Genomic DNA, 18,545 nt, shown 5'->3' with positions numbered 1-18,545 from the left:
GCGATCCAGCGGAACACGTCGCGGCGGGCGTCGGCTTCGGACGTCCAGGTTTGGTGGTTGATCTGGAGTTCGCGTTTGAGGGTGGCGAAGAACGCTTCGGCCAGGGCGTTGTCGTAGCTGGTGCCGACCCGGCCCGTCGAGCGGCGGATCTGGTGCCGCTGGCAGGCTTGGGCGAATGCGTTGCTGGTGTACTGGGTGCCGCGGTCGGAGTGGAAGATCACCCCGGTGACCTGGCCGCTGCGGGCGGTCACGGCGGCGTCGAGGGCGTCGGTGATCAGGCTGGTGCGCAGATGGGTATTGATGGACCAGCCGATCAGGCGTCGGGAGGCGATGTCGATGACGGTGGCCAGGTACAGCCAGCCGCCGGCCACCGGCAGGTAGGTGATGTCGCCGCACCAGCGTTGATCCAGCCTGGTGGCGGTGAAGTCCCGGCGGATCAGGTCCGGCACGTCCGGCGCGTTGCTGCCGGGGATGGTGGTGCGCACCGTGCGGCGCTGATGGATCCCGATGATCGCGCGGCGGCGCATGACCCGCTCGACGCGTTTGTGGTTGACCAGCACGCCCTGCTCACGCAGTTCGCTGGTGACCCGCGGTGACCCGTAGGCGCCGCCGGACTGCTCGTGGGCCTGCCGGATCCGTACGGCGAGCTGGTCTTCGGCTGCCGCGCGGGCCTGCCGGGCGGGCTCCGTGTTCAGCCACCGGTAGTAACCGGAAGCCGAGACAGCCAGGATCTGACACAACCGCTTCACGCCGGGTTCGGCGCGGTGGGCGCAGATGAACCGCAAGCGGCTGGTCACCGATCCATCTCGTTGGCGAAATACGCGGCTGCCTTACGCAGGACCAGCTTCTCCTGCTGCAGTTCGGCGACCTGCGCCCGCAACCGGGCGATCTCCGCGTCCTTGTCCGCCGGCGTCGCCGGGCCGCTTGAACTCGGGTGTGAACCTCGATGGACGCCCCACCAGGGACACCCCTTCCTCTGGACATCAACGCCCAGTTTCAAGGTGTCCACACCTCCGGGGAAGATCAGAGATCACCCCACCCACCGCAAGAGAAGCGCGGAGGCATCTCCGAGCCGAGGCCGGGGTGTGGGGCGGAGCCCCACGGTCTTCACCCCACCCCGACCGACCACCGATCAGGCGAAATCACCCCCACAACCCGCTCCTGCCCCCGCGGATAAGCCCTCCCCGTGTACTTGACAGCGATCCGATCGATGATCTCCCACCCGGCATCCCCCGAGACCCACTCCGTGACATGCCCCCGAATGACGATCGGCTCATAAGGGTTGTCAGCCACCGTCAACGACAGCGCCACCCGAGGATCCCGCCGCAAACTGCGCGCCTTACGCGACTCCGGCCCGGTCAAAAAGACGATCTGCTCCCCCCGCGTATCCACCCACAACGGCACCGAATGCGGCCCACCATCAGGCAAGACGCTCGCGAGGTGAACCATCGGCGTGCCCTCAAGACTCTGCCGAACAACTGGGTCAAGCATCGTTCTCTCCCTCCGGGGTTCCTTGAGGAGACGCTAACACCCAGAGTTCCCTGAAGGAACCCTGCCGATTAAACTGGCCCCATGCAACGCACGAACTACAGCGAGATGGCCTGCTCGATCGCCCGGACCCTGGACGTGATCGGCGAGCCCTGGTCCCCGCTGATCCTGCGGGACGTCTCCGCCGGCTTCACCAGGTTCGAGCAGATCCAGGCCGACCTCGGCATCTCACGAAAGGTGCTCACCGAGCGCCTCAACCACCTGGTCGACCACGGCATCCTCGAAAGACGGCCCTACGACCGCCGGCCCCGCCACGAGTACGTCCTGACCGCAAAGGGCACCGAGCTCATCACCCTGCTCATGGTCATGGTCGCCTGGGGCGACAAATGGCTGGCCGGCGAGGCCGGCCCCCCGGTCCTCTACCGCCACCACGCCTGCCACGAGATCAGCCACGTCGAGCCGCACTGCTCCCACTGCGGCGAGCCGATGCGCCCGCAGGACGTGGACGTGCTGCCCGGCCCCGGCTCAGCCGTGCCGCCGGGGCTGGGAACGGCGGTCCCCGCCCGGTGACGGCGCGGCCGGCGGCAGCGTGAACCAGAAGGTGGCCCCTCGCCCGTCCTCTCCCTCCGCCCAGATCTCCCCGCCGTGCCGCTCGACCGCCCGATGCACCGTGGTCAGCCCGATTCCCGTGCCCGGAAACTCGTCCGCGCTGTGCAGCCGCGCGAACGGCCGGAACAACTCCCCGGCCTTCCCGGACGGAAATCCGGCCCCGTTGTCGCGCACGAAGAAGCGGTCCCCGGACCCGCCGATCTCGACGGCCGGCTCCTCCACCTTGGCCGTGAACTTGACCGCGTTGTTCACCAGGTTCTCCAGGATCACCCGGACCAGCCCCTCGTCCCCGTCCGCCGTCATGCCCTCCCGCACGACGAAGGTCACCTTCCGGGACGGGTCCCGCGCCTCCATCTCACCCACCACCTGCCACGCCATCGCGGTCAGGTCGAACGACGACCGCCGCAGCTGCCCGCGGCTGGCCCGGGCCAGGATGAGCAGCGACTCGACCAGATCGGCCATCCGGGCCGCCGCCGCCTGGATCCGGCTCAGCCGCCGCCGGGCCTCGGTGCTCAGCGGGTCGTCTTCGTCGTCGAGCATGTGCTCGGCGAAGCTGCTGATCACCTGCAGCGGCCCGCGCAGGTCGTGCGATACCGACCCGGAGAACGCCTCCAGCTCCCGGTTCCGCCACTCCAGCTCCTCGACGAGCGCCGCCCGCGTCTCCGCGAGCTGGCGGGCCGCGCGCTCCTCGGCCGCGTCCAGCTCGCGGCGCATCAGCTCCTCGCGGATCCGCCGGCTCTCGTCGTGCGACTGCTTGCGCCTGATCTGCGTACGGACATGGGCCCGTAGCGCCTCGGACCCGGCGCCGGACCGGACGTAGTCGTCCGCCCCCGCCGCCAGGCAGGCCAGCATGTCGTCGTCGTTCTCGCCGGTCATGACCACCGGTGTCTCGCCAATCACCGGTACGTCTTTGATCCGCCGGCAGGCGTCGCGGCCGAGGTCGCCGTCGAGCCCGAGGCCGAGCACGATGCAGTCGACCGGCCGCTCGGCGAGCAGGTCGAGCGCGTCGCCGGTCGACGCCACCGGCACCACGTCGTACCCGTCCGAGCGCAGCGCGTCGGCCAGCTCGTCCCGCCGCTCCCGGTCGGGGGTGAGCGCCAGCACCTTGCTCGGCCCGTGCAGGCTGCCGGTCACCTCGATCGGCAGCTGCTCGGCGCTCTGCCGCAGCACCGCGTTGAGCTTCGCCGGCACGATCGCGAGGTTCTGCTGCTTGCGGACGAACGCGTCGGCGCCGGCGTCGAGCATCTGCAGCTCGGTGGCGTAGTCGTCGGCCGCGGTCATCAGGATGCACGGGATGTCGCGCAGGGCCGGGTCGAGCCGTACGCGCCGGATCACCGTGGCGCCGTCGATGCCGGGCATCACCCCGTCCACGATGATCGCCTGCGGCCGGCGGTCGGCGGCCACCCGCAGGCCGTCCTCGCCGGACGGAGCGGTCAGCACCGCGAACCCCTCCGCCTCGAGCAGGTCGCGCAGCTGCTCGCGGAAGGTCATGCTGTCGTCGATCACCAGGATCGTGATGCGGTCCTCGGCCGGCCGCGGCGCCTCGCCGAGCAACTGCCGCACCCGGCCGACCACATAGCCGGCGTCGTACGGCTTGCCCACGTACTCGTCGGCGCCGGTGCGCAGCCCGGCGAGCCGGTCGGCCACCTCGTCCTCGGTGGACAGCAGCACCGTCACCACGCTCGTGCTGCCGGGCAGCCGGCGCAGCTCGGTGAGCAGCTCGAGGCCGTCCGCGTCGGGCAGCAGCACGTCCAGCACCGCCGCGTCGAAGCCGTCCGCGGCGAAGGCGGCCCGCGCCTCGGCGCCGGTCGCGCACAGCAGCGTGACGAAGCCGTCCGCCGTGAACGCGTCGTGCAGATCCATCCGCACGGTCAGGCTGTCGTCGACGATCAGCACTCGGCGGCTCACAGCCGGCTCCCGATCGGCTGGAGCTCGGCGAGCCGGGCCGCGATCCGGGCCGGGGGCAGCACGTAGCCGGCGGCCCCGAGCATCGCGGCCGCTCTCGGCATCCCGTACACGACGCAGCTCGCCTCGTCCTGCGCGAAGGTCACCGCGCCCCGGCCGCGCATCCGCAGCAGCCCCTCGGCGCCGTCGCGGCCCATGCCGGTGAGCAGGCAGCCGGCCGCGACCGCGCCGAACTCGGCGGCCACCGAGTCGAACAGCACGTCCACCGACGGCCGGCAGGAGTGCCGGGGCGGCGCGTCGCTCAGGCGCAGCACCCCGTCGCGGACGAGCAGGTGGCGATCGGGCGGCGCGAGCACGACCCGGCCGGACAGCGACTCGACCGGCGTCCAGTCCCGGGCGTAGCAGACGTCGCGCCCGGTCTGCCCGGCCAGCCAGTCGGAGAACGCCACCGCGAACGGCTCGCTGGCCGCGATGTGCTGCACGCACAGCACCGGCGGGCGGAACCCGAGCGGCAGGGTGCGCAACAGTTCGGTGAGGGCGCGCGGCCCCCCGGTGGAGGCGCCGATGGCCACCACCCGCAGCATGTCGCCCATCGGCCGGGGCGGCGGGAGATCCGGGGCGGGTTTGCGCCCGTCCAGCCGGGCCCGCGGGTGGGTGATCACCCGGATCCGCGACACCAGGCGTACGGCGGAGCACAGCCGGCGCCCCCAGTCCGCGTCGGTAGCGTCGCCACGCGGCTTCTCCAGCACGTCGACGGCGCCGGCCGCCAGCGCGTTGTAGGTGCTGAACAGCTCCTGCCGGTCGGCGGAGGAGACCACCAGGATCGGGGTCGGGTGCTCGGCCATGATGTGCTCGGTGGCGACCAGCCCGCTCATGGTCGGCAGCATCATGTCCATGGTCACGACGTCGGGCCGGAGCCGTCCGACCAGCTCGACGGCCTGGGGGCCGTCCGTCGCCTCTCCCACGACCAGCAGGTCAGGATCGGCGGCCAGCGACTCGCGCAGGTGACCGCGCATCGTCGCGGAGTCCTCCACGAGCAGGACGCGGATCATCAGAGGATCAGCCTCCGGATGTGCGCCAGCAGCTCCTCCTGGTTGAACTCGCCCTTCACCACGTACGCGGCGGCGCCCACGTCCTCGCCCCGGCGCCGGTCGTCGGCCGAGGAGCGGGAGCTGACCAGGATCGCGGGGATCGCGGCGAGGTCCGGGTCGTCCCGGGCGCGGCTGACGAACGCGAAGCCGTCCATTCCCGGCATGTCGATGTCGGTGAGGAACAGGCCGTAGTCGCGGGCGTGCGCCATCTCGAGGGCCTCCTCGGCCGAGGCGGCGAGGTCGACCTCGTACCCGGCCGACTCGAGGATGCTGCGCTCGAGCATCCGGGTGGTGAGCGAGTCGTCGACCACGAGGATGGGCCGGGGCGGCGCGGTCAGCTCGCTCGCCGGCGCGCTGCGGCCGGCGTTGATTCGGGCCGCGGCGACCAGGCCGTGCGGGTCGAGCACCAGGCGCGGGTTGCCGTCCAGGTCGATGGCGACGCCGCCGATCACCGGGGCGGCCGGGGCCAGGTCGGGCAGCGGGCGGGCGACCAGCGTGGTCGTGCCGGCCAGGCGGTCCACGCCGACCGCCACGGTCCGCTCGTCGGCGGTCAGCACCACCGCGACGCCGGGGTTGGCGTGGCCGTGGGCGGCCGGGGTCAGCGCCCGGGCCAGCGGCAGGAACGGGACGACCTGGCCCTCGTAGGCGAGCCGGCCGCTCGCGCTGGCGTCGGCGGCGTCGTCGAGCGCCAGCCGCACGCAGCGGCGCACCGCGTCCATCGGCATGGTCGCGACCGTGCCGCCCGCCTCCATGATCAGGCCGTTCATGCTCAGCAGGGTCAGCGGCACGGCGATCTCGACGGTCGCGCCCTGGCCCGGCCGATTGGTGATCGACACCGAGCCGTGCAGCTGGACCGCCACGTCCCGGGCCACGTCCATGCCGATGCCCCGGCCGGCGACCTCGGTGACCGTGCCCGACGTGCTGACCCCGCCGTGCAGCACGAGGTCGATCAGCTCCTGAGGATCGGGCTCGCGCCCGGCCGGGAGCAGTCCGCGGGCCGCGGCGATCCGGCGCAGCCCCGCCAGGTCGAAGCCGCGCCCGTCGTCCGTACACCGGAAATGGGCCCACCGGCCGCGACGCTCGACCTGCACGGTGATGGTCCCCTCGGCCGGCTTGCCGGCGGCCAGGCGCTGCTCCTCCGGCTCGATGCCGTGCACCACCGCGTTGCGCACGACGTGCAGGAACGCGCCGTTGACCTGGTTGAGCAGCTGCGGGCCCATCCGGGTCTCGGCGCCGCCGGAGACGAAACGGACGTGCTTGCCCTCGGCCTCGGCGGCGTCGTGCACGGCCCGGTGCAGGGCCGTGAAGATCGTGCCGGCGGCGACCAGGCGCAGGCTCTCGGCCCGGCCGCGCACCTCGTCGAGCTCGCGCTCGACCTGGTCGACCGCGTCCGTGAAGCGACGGCCGAGCCCGGCCAGGTCGGAGGCGAGGCGCTGGACGGTCGCACGGACGTCGACCGGCTCGCGGCCGGAGCGCAGCTGCTCGCCGAGCGTCTCGACGCCCCGGTGGATCCGCGCGAGGGTCCGGCGGCCGTCGCGCAGGGGTGCGATCCGGGCGTTGGCCTCGCCGATCGCGTCGAGCAGCTCGTCGAGATCGGCGGTCACGGATCGGGGGGCGGGCTCGTCGTCCTCGGCGGGAGTCTCGGCCGAATTCTCCGCGGGGCTCTCCAGGTCCCGTACGAATCGGGCGATCTCGTCGTTGAGGCGCAGCAGCTCCCGCATGTCGTCCGTCGGCAGGGCGGTCTCGTTCCCGCGGTGCGGGACCAGCACCTCCTCGATCGTGTGCGCCCGGTCGGCGATCTCGGTCTGCTTGACCACCCGGGCCGCGCCCTTGAGCGTGTGCGCGAACCGCAGCAGCCGCGCCACCAGGTCCGGCCCGGGCTGCTGGTCCAGGTCGAGGACCGCGGCACTGATCTGGTCGACCAGCTCGCGTGCCTCGATCCGGAAGTATCGCAGCGGGTCCCGGGCCTCGGCCATCTCAGTGCCGCCCGGTGCCGACCAGGTCGAGCAGGTCGCCCGAGAGGGTGCTCAGGTGCGCCGCGGTCTGTTTGGTCTGCACCGCGCTGGCCTCGGTCTCCCGGCTGGCCCGGGCCGTGTCCGAGGCCGCCGAGTTGACCTGCTCCACCGCCGTGGTCTGCTGTTTCGTGGACAGCTCGATCTCCCGGGTGGCGTCGCTGGTGGTCGCCACCAGCTGGGCGATGCGGCGGAACGAGTTGGTGGCGTCGTCGAACTGCCGGGAGCCGGCGTCGACCGCCTTCGCGCCGATCTCGGTGGCCATCACGGTGGTGTTCACCGCGCCGCGTACGTCGTCGATGAGCGTCCGGATCTCCTTGGCCGACCCGGCGGTGCGGTCGGCGAGCTTGCGGATCTCCTCCGCGACGACCGCGAACCGGCGCCCCCACTCGCCGGCGCCGCTCGCCTCGATGGTCGCGTTGATCGCCAGGATGTTCGTCTGCTCGGCCAGCTCCGAGACGAGGTCGACCACGCTCCCGATCTGCTGCGACTTCTCGCCCAGCGCCAGCATGTGCTGGACGATCTGGTCGACCTGGGCCCGGATCGCGTTGATCGAGGCGCGGGTCTGGTCGATGGTGGCGTCGCCGGTGCGGGCCGCCTCGGCCGTGTCCTCGGCGACCTTGGACACCCGCTGAGCGCTGTCCGCGATCTGCCGCGAGGTGATCAGCAGCTCGCTGATCGTCGTGGTGATCTCGTTCATCGCGCTGGCCTGGTCGCGGCCGCCGGTGGCCTGCTGGGCCGCGGCCGCCTCCAGCTCGGACGACGAGCTCTGGATGTGGCCGACCGCGGCGCCCACCTCGCGGCGCAGGTCGCGGCTGAGCCGCCAGGCGACTCCCGCCGCCGAGGCGACCAGCAGCCCGCCGAAGCCGACGATGAAGATCATCGCGACGGTGGCCCGGTCCGACGACTGCTTGCGGATGTCGTTGACGATCTTCTTGATCCGGTTGAGCAGGTTGGTTATCGCCGCCTGGACGGCCAGCCTCGTCGGCTTGACCTTGTCGTTCGAGAGCTGGGAGGTGCTGACGAGGCTCTTGATCTTCTGCCGCTTGGCGACCACCTCGTCGATCGCCGCGGCGTGCGCGGCCTCGGCGGTCGACACCGTGTCCAGCAGCTTGTCCGCCGTGTCGTCGTCAAGCGTCTCGCGCACCCGGATCACCTGGTCGAGGAACGCCCGGCGATCCTGGTTGGTCGTGTTGAGCCACTCGGCCGTGCCGGAGAGCAGGAAGGCGCGGTAGTCGCCGATCCGCTGCTCCATGAGGGCGTTCAGCGTCTGCGCCTCGATCAGGCTGGTCGACGCGGTGTGGACCACTTTGTCCTTGGTGGTCATCACATATCGCAGAGCCAGCACCGAGGTCGCCGTCATCAGCAGGGTCAGCACCAGGGTCAGGCCGAACCCGGCCGCGAGCTTGGCGCCGAATGTGCGTCCCGTCATCATCGCCTGGTCTCCTCGGTGACTTGGATGTGCCCCGCGAGCGCGTGCACGAGCGCCCGGGTCGCCGGCACGTCGACGATCAGGCGCGGCGCCCCGTCCAGCCGCACCATGCCGCGCAGGCAGCCCCGCTGACCCTCGGCCGGCTCCTCGTCCACGATCGCCTCGGCCTCCACCCGGACGTGCCCGTCCAGCTCGTGGAAGGCCAGCCCCAGGGGCGGCGCGCCGACCGCGAGAACCATCCACCGCGGCCGGTCCGGCCCGGGGTGCCCGAGCAGCGCGGACAGGTCGTAGACCGGGATCACGGTGCCGGCGAACCCGGCCAGCCCGAGCAGCGCGGCGAGGGGTCCGGGCAGGGGCGTGACCGGGCGATCGGGGTGCAGTCCGGCGGTCTGGGCCAGGCGCAGGGCGTACGGGCGGCCGCCGGCGTGCACGGCCAGCAGCTCGACGTGCTCCTCGTCGTGCCGGCGCACCGGCTCGGCGAACGAGCGGTCGAAGTCGAGGCGCAGCCGCGCGATCCGGTCGGCGACGCTCACGGTCATCGCCATGCCCCCTGCCGGCCGCAGGCCTCCAGCTCGGCGCGGCACAGTACGGTCAGCGCGATCCGCCCGAACCCGCCGCCGAAGAACAGGATCCGCATCTCGTCCTCGCCCGGGAGCCGGGCCAGCGCCCGCTCGAGCTCGGCGGCCGCGGTCCGCTCGTCGCCGTGCCGCCGGGCCAGCTGGGCCAGCCGCAGCCGGGGCAGCGCGAAGCCCGGGTCCAGGTACGCGGCCAGCCGGTACTGCCCGATCGCCGCCTCCACCTCCCCGGCGCCCTCGAGGCAGACCGCGTGCAGCTGGTGCGCGTCCGCGTTGAGTCCGTCCTCGTCGATGAGGCGCCGAGCGGTCTCGGTCGCCTCGCCCAGCCGGCCGGCCTGGGCCAGCAGCACGCCGCGCAACAGCCGGTCGCGGGGCCGCTCCGGCACCGGCGGGCGCTGGGTGAGCAGCGCGAGGGCGTCGGCGAACCGTTCCTCGCCGAGCAGCACGACGGCCTTGGTGTAGACCTCGTCGGCCGGCGGCGCCGGCTCCGCCCAGGCCCACGCCAGGGCCGGACGCTGGACCGGGGGAGGGGCGCCGGCCGGCGGGCGGCGGTAGTAGAAGGCGTGGTGGGTGTGGCGTAGCTCGAGGCCGGCCGGGTCGGCGCCGAGCGAGTCGGTGTGCCCGAGGAACAGGTAGCCGCCCGGGGCCAGCGCCGCCGCCATCCGGGACACCAGCGACGAGGCCACCCCCGGCGTGAGATACATCAGCAGGTTCCGGCAGAAGATGATGTCGTACTGGCTGGGCCGCCACAGCTCCTCGTCCGGGTCGGCCACGTTGTACTGCCGGAACTGGGTGATCCGCGTGACGTCCGCGTCCAGGCGGTACTCGGACCCGTCCGGGTGGAACCAGCGACGGCGTACGTCGTCGGGGGTCTCCCGCAGCGACCACGCCGAGTAGAGACCGGCGGTCGCCTGCTCGAGCATGACCGGGTTGACGTCCACCCCGAGCACGCTGATCAGCCAGCCGGAATGCGGCAGCGCCTCGCGCGCCGCGATCGCCAGGCTGTACGCCTCCTCGCCCGAGGCGCAGGCCACCGACAACATCCGCAGGGCCCGTTGCCCGGAGCGCGCCGCGATCCGCTCGGGCAGCGCCTCCTCGCGCAGCGCCCGGAACTGCTCGCGGTGCCGGAAGAAGTAGGTCTCGGTGATGCTCAGCCGCTCCACCAGCGCCGCCATCTCGTCGGCCCACGGCCGGACGGCCATCCGGTGCAGGTAATCGGTGAGGCTCATCCGCCGGTGCCGGGCCCGCTCGTCGAGCAGCGGCGCGAGCTGCGCGGCGTCCCGGTCGGTGAAGGTCCAGCCCAGGCGGCGGGCGAGCAGCTCGCGGAACCGGGTGATCTCGTCCTCGCCGGTCACGGCGCGCCCGCGGCCGCTGCCGCTTCCCACACCTCGTCGGGCACCGTGCGCATGCTCTGCAACAGCAGGAGCGGTTCGTCTTCCACGCTGCCCACTCCCGCGACCAGTCGGCTCGACGCGCCACCCAGCAGCGCCGGATGCCCGCCGGCGGCGTCGGTGTCGACCGCGTGGATGCCGAGCAGCTCGCCGGTGGCCAGCGCGACCGCGCCCCGCTCGGTGTGCACGGTGACGAACCGCTCCGGCTCGGCCGGTCCGCCGCCGAGCAGCCGGGACACGTCGATGACCGGGGTGGGGACGCCGCGCAGCACGCTGATGCCCCGCACGAACGCGGGCGTCCCGGCGAGCGGCAGCGTCTCCCTCGGCCGCATCGTCTCGACGACCTCGTCCAGCCGCAGCGCGCACAGCAGCGGCCCGGCACGGAAGACGAGAGCCGTCATGACGGCCTCGACCTCCGGCGCCTGTCCGTATTGCCGCACAAGCCCAGATTAGGCATTTTTCAGCCCTCAGAGGTACGGATCGAGGACAGCGCCTCTTTCCGCGGAGGGATGGACTGTACGCGTGGTTGAGCTGCGCTTCTTCACCGAGCTTCACCCGCCCGCCGAATCCGTGGTCGTCCGCGTCTCCTGGGACGGATGGGACAACGACCACCCCGGCGTCTTCACCGACGGCGACCGATGCCGACCGTCCTCACCGAGAACTCACGGGTGCAGCCTGCTCGGGCGGCCGCAGCGGCAGTACAAAGGCTAGGGCCGGTCGCGCAGCGGGCGGTAGTGGGCGTGGAACATCCGTTCGCCGAAGCGGCCCAGCACCAGGCCGCGCACGGCGGCCGGCAGGTTGCGGCTGCGGTCGCGGCGGTGCGTCTGCGCGCGTACCCAGTCGGTGCGGGGCCGCCGCCGCTGCTCGAAGGCGTGCAGCGCACCGGCGGTCGTGCCGCCCGCCGCGAGGCAGCCGGCCAGCACCAGCGCGTCCTCGACGGCCATGGCGGCGCCCTCGGCCATGTTCGGCGAGGTGGCGTGCGCGGCGTCGCCGACGAGCACGGTCCGGCCGCGCGACCACCGGGCGAGCGCCACCTCCTCGACCGGGGCCCGGTGCACGTCCGTGGCCCCGGCGAGCAGCGTGGCGGCCGGCTCGGCGAAGCCGTCGGCCGGGCCGTCGCAGTAGCAGTACACCTGCCCGCCGCCGATCGGGATGGTGAGGAACGCCGTCCGGTGGCCCACCATGAGCGACCATACCGGTCCCGACTCCGGGTACGAGGCGACGAACCGGCGCGCGTGCTGCCCCACCGGCCGGGCCACCGCCCCGGACCCGAAGATCATGTCCCGTACGGCGGAATGCACCCCGTCGGCGCCCACCACCAGGTCGTACCGCTCCTCGACGCCGTCGCCGAACGTGACCCGCGCGTCCGGCCCGGTCTCGGCGATCGCGGCCGGCGCCCGGCCCCAGCGGATCGGCGTCTCCTTGGCCCCGGCCAGCAGCACCTCGTGCAGGTCGGCCCGAGGCAGCGCCAGGCACGGACCCACCCCGCGCCACAGGTCGGCGGTCGCCAGGTCCATCAGCGGGCGGCCCCGGTGGTCGGCGATCCGCTGCCGCCGGATCTCCACCGCCCGGGCCCGCACCTGCTCGCCGAGCCCCAGATCGTCCAGGGCCCGCACCGCGTTCCCGGGCAGATAGATCCCGGCGCCCTCGGTGCGCGCGGCCGGCGACCGCTCGGCGATCTCGGCCTCGGCGCCCCAGGCCCGCAGCGCCCGGGCCACGGCCAAACCGGCTATCCCCGCTCCGACGATCAGAACTCTCACCCCGCCGACGCTAGGCAGCACCCCTTCGGGATTCCTTACCGGTTTCCTTCGCCCGGTCCACGGCGTCGCCGATCGGTGCGGCGGCGCCGGCCGCCCACTCGGTGGCGAACCCGGGGTCGCCCCGGCAGGACGCGATCAGGGCCGCGCGCCACGCCCGCAGGAACGGCATGTCGGCCGCGTCGACGTCGTGGCGGAGGGTCTCGGAGGCGGAGACGAGCCAGGCCGTACGCCCGGTCTCGCCGCGGGCCGCCTCGATCTCCGCGGCCAGCTGGAGGCAGATGGACAGGCCCCACCGGTGATCCAGGGTCTCGAAGCCGCCGATCGCCTCGGCCAGCGATTCGACGGCGGCCGGGCCCTCGCCGGTGCGCACCGCCGCGCCGCACCGGACGATCCGGATCCAGGCCAGGCCCTCCGGGTCGCCGGCCGCGCGCAGGTCGGGTTCGGCCTCCTCGCAGCGGGACACGGCCTCGGCGTACGCGTCCCGGGCGAGGGCCGTCGCGCCCAGGTACATCAGCGCGAAGCCGGCCAGCCCGCGGTCGCCGGCCGCGCGCGCCTGCCGCACCGACTCCTCGAGCACCGCGACCGCCCGGCCGTTGTCGCCGGCGTAGAAGGCGGCCAGGCCCGACGTGGTGAGGGCCCGGGCCACTCCGGCCGGGTCGCCGGCCTGGCGGCTCAGCGCCGCGGACTCCTCGGCGGCGGCCGCCCCCGCGTCGAGGTCGCCCTGGATGACGGCGAGGCCGGCGAGGCTGTCGAGGGCCCGCGCCCGCACCAGCGGCGGCACTCCCGGCTCGATCGCCAGAGCCCGGGTGAGCCACTCCCGCCCCTCCCGGTAGTGGCCGTGCCGGTCCCACAACGGGTAGAGCGAGCCGGCGAGCCGCACCGCCGTCGCCGCGTCGCCCCGCGCTATCGACCAGTCGAGCGCCGCCCGGATGTTGCCGTGCTCCCGTTCGAGACGCCGCAGCCAGGCCGGCTGCCGGCTGCCGCGCAAGGCGCGTCGCGCCGACGCGACCATGCCCAGGGTCTGCTCGGCGTGCCGGTCGCGCAGGCCGGGGGTCACGGCCCCGTGCTCGATCGCGTACGCCCGGAGCGTCTCCAGCAGCCGGTAGCGCTCGCCGTCCCTGGTGACCAGCGACTTGTCGACGAGGCCGGCCAGTGAGGCGGCCACCGGGGGATCACCGGCGTCGGCGCAGACGGCCTCGGCCGCCTCCAGCGTGAAGCCGCCCGCGAAGACGCCGAGCCGGTCGAACAGCCGCCGCGCCGGGTCGTCGAGCAGGTCGTAGCTCCAGTCGACCACGGCCCGCAGCGTGCGGTGGCGCGGCTCGGCGGTGCGGCTGCCCCGGCTGAGCAGCGCGAACCGGTCGTCGAGCCGGGCCGCGATCCGCTCGGCGCCGAGGGCGGGCACGGCCGCGGCGGCCAGCTCGATCGCGAGCGGCAGGCCGTCGAGGCGGCGGCAGATCTGGGCGAGGGCGGGGGCGGTCGCGTCGGTGAGGGCGAAGCCGGGCTGGACGGCGGCGGCCCGGTCGACCAGCAGCCGCACGGCGTCCGACCGGCCGGCCCCGGCCGCGGTGACCTCGCCGGCCGCGGGTGTGCCGAGCCCGCCGACCGGCCAGAGGCGCTCGGCGACGATGCCGAGGCGTTCCCGGCTGGTGGCGAGGATCCGCAGGCCCGGGCGGGCGCGCAGGAGCTGCTCGGCGAGCGCCGCGACCTCGTCGAGGACGTGCTCGCAGTTGTCGAGCAGCAGGAGGCCGGCGGTGTCGCGCGGCTCGCGCCCGCGCAGCGCGGCGCTCACGGCCGGGGCGACCAGCCCGGCGGCGGGCAGTGCGGCCAGCTCGACCAGCCAGGTGTCGCCCGGGAAGTCGGCGGCCACCTCGAGGGCGAGGCGGGTCTTCCCGGCGCCCCCGGGCCCGGTCAGCGTGACCAGCCGGCCGGCCCGCAGGCGCGCCCGCGTCTCGGCGAGATCCCGCTCGCGCCCGACGAAGCTCGTGAGGGCCTCGGCCGCGACCGGCCTCCCGCCCGCCTTACTGGCCGCCGGATGCGGGGCGAGCTTCGGATCGTGGCGGAGGATCTCCTCGTGCAGGGCGGCCAGGTCCGGGCCCGGGTCGACCCCCAGTTGGTCGGCCAGGGTCGCGCGGGCCTCCGCGAACTGCGCGAGGGCATCGCCCTGCCGGCCGGAGCGATAGAGCGCGAGCATCAACTGTGCCCGGAACCGCTCGCGCAGCGGATGCTCGGCGACCGCGGTGAGCAGGCCGGCGACGACCGCGCCGTGCCGCCCGGCCGCCAGTTCGGCCTCGAACCGGTCCTCGGTCGCCTGCGCCCGCAGCGCTTCCAGGCGCGCGGCCTCGACCCGGGCGAACGGCTCGTCCGCGAACTCGCCGAGCGCGGGACCGCGCCACCGGGACAGGGCGTCGGCCAGCAGTTCGCTCGCGGTGGCGAACTCCCGGGCGGCGAGCGCCCGGCTCCCGGCCGCGGCGAGCCGCGTGAACTCGCGGGAGTCGAGCTCGCCCTCGGCGACCGCGAGCCGGTAGCCGCCCTCGCCGGCGATCAGCCCGGCGTGCCGCTCCCCGCCCTCGCCGGCGATCAGCCCGGCGTGCCGCTCCCCGCCCCGGGCCGGTCGCAGCGCGGCGCGCAGCTCGCTGACGCGCACGTGGACCATCTCGGCCGCCCGCCGCGGCGGCTCGTCACCCCACAGCGCCTCGGCAAGCCGCCCGATGGGCACCGGTTGCCCGGCGTGCAATAGCAGGACAGCCAGCAGCCGGCGGTGCCGCGGTCCGCCCAGCGCAAGCGCGGCCCCGTCGTGCACCGCCCGCACCGACCCCAGGATCTGGAACTCCACGGCCTCCCCATCGGTGTGACGGTCGCGGCCCAGTCTGCCCGGATGGGGGCAATCACTCTGTCCGGAGGGCGACGACCGGGTCGAGGCGGCCGGCTCGCTGGGCCGGGATCACGCCGAAGATGATGCCGACCGCGGCCGACACGCCGAAGGCCAGGGCCAGGGACCACCAGGTGATGGCGGCGGGCACCGGGGTCAGGCGGTCGACCAGCACCGCCGCCGAGATGCCCAGGGCCATGCCGAGTACGCCGCCGATCGTGGTGAGCAGGACGGCCTCGAGCAGGAACTGAATGCCGATGTCTCGCGGGCGGGCGCCGACGGCCTTGCGGAGGCCTATCTCCTTGGTGCGCTCGCGGACCGACACCAGCATGATGTTGGAGACGCCGACCCCGCCGACGAGCAGGCTGATGCCGGCGATCGCGGCCAGCACCCCGGTCAGCACGCCCAGGATGTCGCCGAGGACGCCGAGGATCTGTTCCTGGGTCACGGCGCTGAAGTCGGTGTCGGGATGTCGCTTGACCAGGGTGGCGACCACCGAGGCGCCGAGCTGGTCGATCGTGTCGCGGTCGGGGGCACGGATCGCCAGGCCGTCGATGCGGTCGGTGCCGAGCAGGCGCTGGGCCGCGGTGACCGGGATGTGGACCTCGCTGTCCCGGTCCACGCCCAGGCTCTGCCCGAGCTGCTCGAAGGTGCCGATCACGCGGAAGCGGACGCCGCCGATGGTGATCTGCCGTCCGATCGGGTCGCGGTCGCCGAACAGCTGCCTGGCGATGCCCGCACCCAGCACCGCGACGCGGCGGCCGGTGGTCACGTCCGTACGCGTCAAATAGGTCCCGCGGTCGAGATGCCGGACGAAGACGCTCGGCGTGGTCTCGAGAACGCCCTGCATGCTGGCGAAGGCCGACCGTGACCCGGCCCGGATCGTCTCCCCGGAGCTGATCGTCACCGCCACCCGGGACCGGTCGCCGACCACCCGGGTGACCGCGTCCACATCGTCCATGGTCAGCGGGGACGAGGTGGGGGCGGCGCCGGGGTCGAGGCGGCCGGGCACGACGATGAGCAGGTTGGAGCCGAGGCCCTCGACCTGCTGCTCGATGAGGTGCTTGGTGCCGGTGCCGATCGAGACCAGCGCGACCACGGCGCCCACGCCGATGATCACGCCGAGCATGGTGAGCACGCTGCGCAGCCGGTTGGCCCGCAGCGCGTCGACGGCGACCCGCCACGCCTCCGCCAGTCTCATTCCGCCCCCTCCGCCGGCGAGGTGGCCTCCGCCTCCGCCGAGGGAGTGGCCGCCACGGCCGAGGTGTCCACGATCAGCCCGTCCCGCATGACGATCTGGCGGTGGGCGCGGGCCGCGACGTCCCGGTCGTGGGTGACCAGGACGACCGCCACCCCGTCCGCGTTCAGCGACTCGAGCAGGGCGAGCACCGAGTCGCCGGTGGCCGAGTCGAGGTTGCCGGTCGGCTCGTCGGCCAGCAGCACCGACGGCCCTGTCACCAGGGCCCGGGCGATCGCCACCCGCTGCTGCTCCCCGCCCGACATCTGGTTCGGCCGGTGGTCGAGGCGGTGCCCGAGCCCGACCCGCGTGAGCATCTCGGCCGCCCGCGCCCGCCGTTCCCGCCGGCCCACGCCGCGGTAGACCAGCGGCAGCGCCACGTTGTCCCGGGCTGTGGTGCGCGCGAGCAGGTGGAACGACTGGAAGACGAACCCGATCGTCTCGTTGCGCAGCCGGGCCATCTCGGCGGGGGACAGCGTCGACACGTCCCGCCCGCCGATCAGCAGCGTGCCGCTGGTGGGCCGGTCGAGCGCGCCGAGCAGGTGCATCAGCGTCGACTTGCCGGAGCCGGAGGTGCCGACGATGGCCAGGTAGTCGTCGGCCGCCACGGTCAGCGACACGCCGCGCAGCGCCTCGACCGAGACGCCGTCGAGCTGGTAGGTGCGGGTCACGTCGACCGCGACGATCGCGGGCCCGGTCATGAGACCTTGTCGCCGGCGTGCACCTGGTCGGCCCCGCCCACCACGACCTGCTGGCCGGCGGACAGGCCCGAGGTCACCTGCACCACGTCCTCGCCCTGCACGCCGAGCTTCACGGGCACTCGCTCGTACCGCCCGTCCCGCACCGCCCAGACCGTGTCCTGCCCGTCGGCGTTGACGATCGCCGAGGCGGGGACGGTCACCGTGCCGGCCGCCTGTCGCACCTGGAGCCGGACCACCGCGCTCATGCCCGGCCGGGGCGTGGGCGTGCCTCCGGTCAGGTCGAGCCGCACGCGGTAGGAGACGCCACCGCGGGCCGAGGTCGTGGGGAGCAGGTCGATGGCGCGCACGGCGGCCTGGTAGGTGACGCCGGTCGCCGCGTCGAGCTCGACGGTCGCCTTCACTCCGGGCTTGACCAGGAGAACGTCGGTCTCGTCCACCTCGGCGACAAGCCCGAGCCGGCTCACGTCGACGATCGTGACGATCGGGGTGCCGGCCGCGACGTAGGCGCCCTGCGGGACCGCCTCGTCGACGCCGGGCAACGCTGAACCGCCGGTCGCCGCCGGGGCCGTTCCAGACGAGAGGAGGTCGCTCAGCGATGACGTGCTTCCGCCGCCGGCGGCGGGCCCGCCCAGCTGCACGGTTCCGCTCACCGGCGCGCGCAAGGTGAGTGCGTCCACAGCCGCGTTCGCGAGGTCGTACGCCTGCTGGGCCTGAAGCCGCTGCGCGGCGGAGAGAGCACCGACCGCCTGCCCGAGCGAGGCCACCCCGCGCTGGACCGAGCGCAACGCCGCCGCGGCCGCGTCCGAGGCCGCCTCGTACTGCTTCTCGGCCGCGTCGACCTGCTTGAGCAGCACGGTGCGCACCCCGGGATCGGTGACCTTGGCGGCGGCCGCGCGGGCGTCGTCGAAGGCGGACGCGGCCTGCTTGTCGGTGCGCCGGCGGACGGCCGTGTAGCCGGAGAGGCTCACCGACGGCGTGCCGCCCTGCGCGGTCTGGTCGAGGGCCTTGGCGGCCGAGTCGCGGCGGGCCTCGAGCTCGGGCGAGTCGATGATCGCCACCACGTCGCCCTTGCGGACCTCGTCACCGGCCTCGACGCGCAGGTCGGCCAGGGTGCCGGCGGCCGGGGCGCTGAGCGTGGCGGCGGCCCGGGCGGTGACCGAGCCGGGCGCCTCGACGATCTCGTCGACCGTGCCGATCGACGCCGAGCCCACGGTCACACCGCTGTCGCCGCCGCCGCAGGAGGCCGCGGTGAGCGAGACCAGCGCGACGATCCCGAGCGCGAGAACGCCCGGCCGCAGCCGGGCGCGGGTCGGCCGGATCCGGGGTGGGGCTTCGCGGAGCACGGACGCCACTCTATGCCGGGCGTTGTCGATGATCTCTCCCGCGGCCGTCGGAGGTCCGACACCGCGGTGGACAAAACGGGCAAGCGGGTATCGGGGCTTGACCGTGCGCCTCACCCTGAGTGAACCGTCCCC

The 18,545-nt window shown here is 73.9% G+C and carries 17 protein-coding genes; 2 read left to right on the top strand and 15 right to left on the bottom strand.

Going from position 1 to position 18,545, the window contains the following annotated elements:
- The 3 genes from A3CQ_RS0129285 to A3CQ_RS0129275 all read right to left on the bottom strand — a co-directional run.
- A partial coding sequence (locus A3CQ_RS0129285) for an IS3 family transposase (RefSeq protein ID WP_020511819.1) occupies window positions 1–797 on the bottom strand: 797 nt, incomplete at its 3' end.
- On the bottom strand, window positions 794–1,000 hold the full coding sequence (locus tag A3CQ_RS61130; RefSeq protein WP_157296473.1) for a hypothetical protein: 207 nt from the start codon (window positions 998–1,000) through the stop codon (window positions 794–796). The genes A3CQ_RS61130 and A3CQ_RS0129285, both read right to left, overlap by 4 nt.
- Window positions 1,001–1,107: 107 nt before the next feature.
- A complete protein-coding gene (locus A3CQ_RS0129275) occupies window positions 1,108–1,491 on the bottom strand; it encodes a TIGR03618 family F420-dependent PPOX class oxidoreductase (RefSeq protein ID WP_020514515.1) in 384 nt (127 codons plus the stop codon).
- Window positions 1,492–1,572: 81 nt separating this feature from the next.
- Between A3CQ_RS0129275 and A3CQ_RS0129270 the strand changes: the two genes are divergently transcribed.
- A complete protein-coding gene (locus tag A3CQ_RS0129270) occupies window positions 1,573–2,058 on the top strand; it encodes a winged helix-turn-helix transcriptional regulator (protein ID WP_020514514.1) in 486 nt (161 codons plus the stop codon).
- Here the strand turns inward: A3CQ_RS0129270 and A3CQ_RS0129265 are convergent.
- From A3CQ_RS0129265 to A3CQ_RS0129235, 7 genes are read right to left on the bottom strand one after another with little or no spacing between them, the layout of a single operon-like run.
- The gene (locus A3CQ_RS0129265) at window positions 2,014–4,005 is read right to left on the bottom strand and encodes a response regulator (protein ID WP_026206320.1); all 1,992 of its coding nucleotides are present in this window, start codon (window positions 4,003–4,005) and stop codon (window positions 2,014–2,016) included. The two genes, A3CQ_RS0129270 and A3CQ_RS0129265, sit on opposite strands and share 45 nt — an antisense overlap.
- Window positions 4,002–5,054 carry a chemotaxis-specific protein-glutamate methyltransferase CheB gene (cheB, locus tag A3CQ_RS0129260; protein WP_020514512.1) on the bottom strand — a complete coding sequence of 351 codons (1,053 nt, stop codon included), beginning with the start codon at window positions 5,052–5,054 and terminating at the stop codon, window positions 4,002–4,004. The genes A3CQ_RS0129265 and cheB overlap by 4 nt, the downstream gene beginning before the upstream one ends.
- Window positions 5,054–7,069, bottom strand: coding sequence for a hybrid sensor histidine kinase/response regulator (locus A3CQ_RS0129255; protein WP_020514511.1), 2,016 nt, complete (start codon window positions 7,067–7,069; stop codon window positions 5,054–5,056). The genes cheB and A3CQ_RS0129255 overlap by 1 nt, the downstream gene beginning before the upstream one ends.
- 1 nt (window position 7,070) lies before the next feature.
- Entirely contained in the window at window positions 7,071–8,540 is a 1,470-nt protein-coding gene (locus A3CQ_RS0129250; RefSeq protein ID WP_026206319.1) for a methyl-accepting chemotaxis protein, read from the bottom strand.
- Window positions 8,537–9,082: a chemotaxis protein CheW gene (locus tag A3CQ_RS0129245; RefSeq protein ID WP_020514509.1), complete on the bottom strand. Its 546-nt coding sequence runs from the start codon at window positions 9,080–9,082 to the stop codon at window positions 8,537–8,539. Before A3CQ_RS0129245 ends, A3CQ_RS0129250 begins: the two co-directional genes overlap by 4 nt.
- On the bottom strand, window positions 9,073–10,497 hold the full coding sequence (locus A3CQ_RS0129240) for a CheR family methyltransferase (protein ID WP_020514508.1): 1,425 nt from the start codon (window positions 10,495–10,497) through the stop codon (window positions 9,073–9,075). Before A3CQ_RS0129240 ends, A3CQ_RS0129245 begins: the two co-directional genes overlap by 10 nt.
- Window positions 10,464–10,943, bottom strand: coding sequence for a chemotaxis protein CheW (locus A3CQ_RS0129235; RefSeq protein ID WP_020514507.1), 480 nt, complete (start codon window positions 10,941–10,943; stop codon window positions 10,464–10,466). Before A3CQ_RS0129235 ends, A3CQ_RS0129240 begins: the two co-directional genes overlap by 34 nt.
- Window positions 10,944–11,025: 82 nt before the next feature.
- On the opposite strand from A3CQ_RS0129235, the gene A3CQ_RS0129230 reads away from it, so the two are divergent.
- Window positions 11,026–11,214, top strand: a complete 189-nt coding sequence (locus A3CQ_RS0129230; RefSeq protein ID WP_020514506.1) for a hypothetical protein — start codon at window positions 11,026–11,028, stop codon at window positions 11,212–11,214.
- Here A3CQ_RS0129230 and A3CQ_RS0129225 read toward each other — a convergent pair.
- From A3CQ_RS0129225 to A3CQ_RS0129205, 5 genes are read right to left on the bottom strand one after another with little or no spacing between them, the layout of a single operon-like run.
- Window positions 11,211–12,263, bottom strand: coding sequence for an FAD-dependent monooxygenase (locus tag A3CQ_RS0129225; RefSeq protein WP_211216708.1), 1,053 nt, complete (start codon window positions 12,261–12,263; stop codon window positions 11,211–11,213). The genes A3CQ_RS0129230 and A3CQ_RS0129225 overlap by 4 nt on opposite strands.
- Window positions 12,264–12,273: 10 nt before the next feature.
- Entirely contained in the window at window positions 12,274–15,096 is a 2,823-nt protein-coding gene (locus A3CQ_RS61785; protein ID WP_020514504.1) for an AfsR/SARP family transcriptional regulator, read from the bottom strand.
- Window positions 15,097–15,148: 52 nt separating this feature from the next.
- On the bottom strand, window positions 15,149–16,333 hold the full coding sequence (locus A3CQ_RS0129215) for an ABC transporter permease (RefSeq protein ID WP_020514503.1): 1,185 nt from the start codon (window positions 16,331–16,333) through the stop codon (window positions 15,149–15,151).
- Complete coding sequence (locus tag A3CQ_RS54450) at window positions 16,330–17,070, bottom strand: ABC transporter ATP-binding protein (protein WP_020514502.1); 741 nt, start codon at window positions 17,068–17,070, stop codon at window positions 16,330–16,332. The genes A3CQ_RS0129215 and A3CQ_RS54450 overlap by 4 nt, the downstream gene beginning before the upstream one ends.
- A complete protein-coding gene (locus tag A3CQ_RS0129205; protein ID WP_020514501.1) occupies window positions 17,067–18,422 on the bottom strand; it encodes an efflux RND transporter periplasmic adaptor subunit in 1,356 nt (451 codons plus the stop codon). Before A3CQ_RS0129205 ends, A3CQ_RS54450 begins: the two co-directional genes overlap by 4 nt.
- Window positions 18,423–18,545 lie beyond the last annotated feature (123 nt).

Origin of the sequence: Paractinoplanes globisporus DSM 43857 (assembly GCF_000379645.1) — a bacterium.
Classification (GTDB): Bacteria; Actinomycetota; Actinomycetes; order Mycobacteriales; family Micromonosporaceae; genus Actinoplanes; species Actinoplanes globisporus.
The sequence above is the reverse complement of the archived record's forward strand: the minus strand, read 5'-3'. Positions and strand labels throughout refer to the sequence as shown.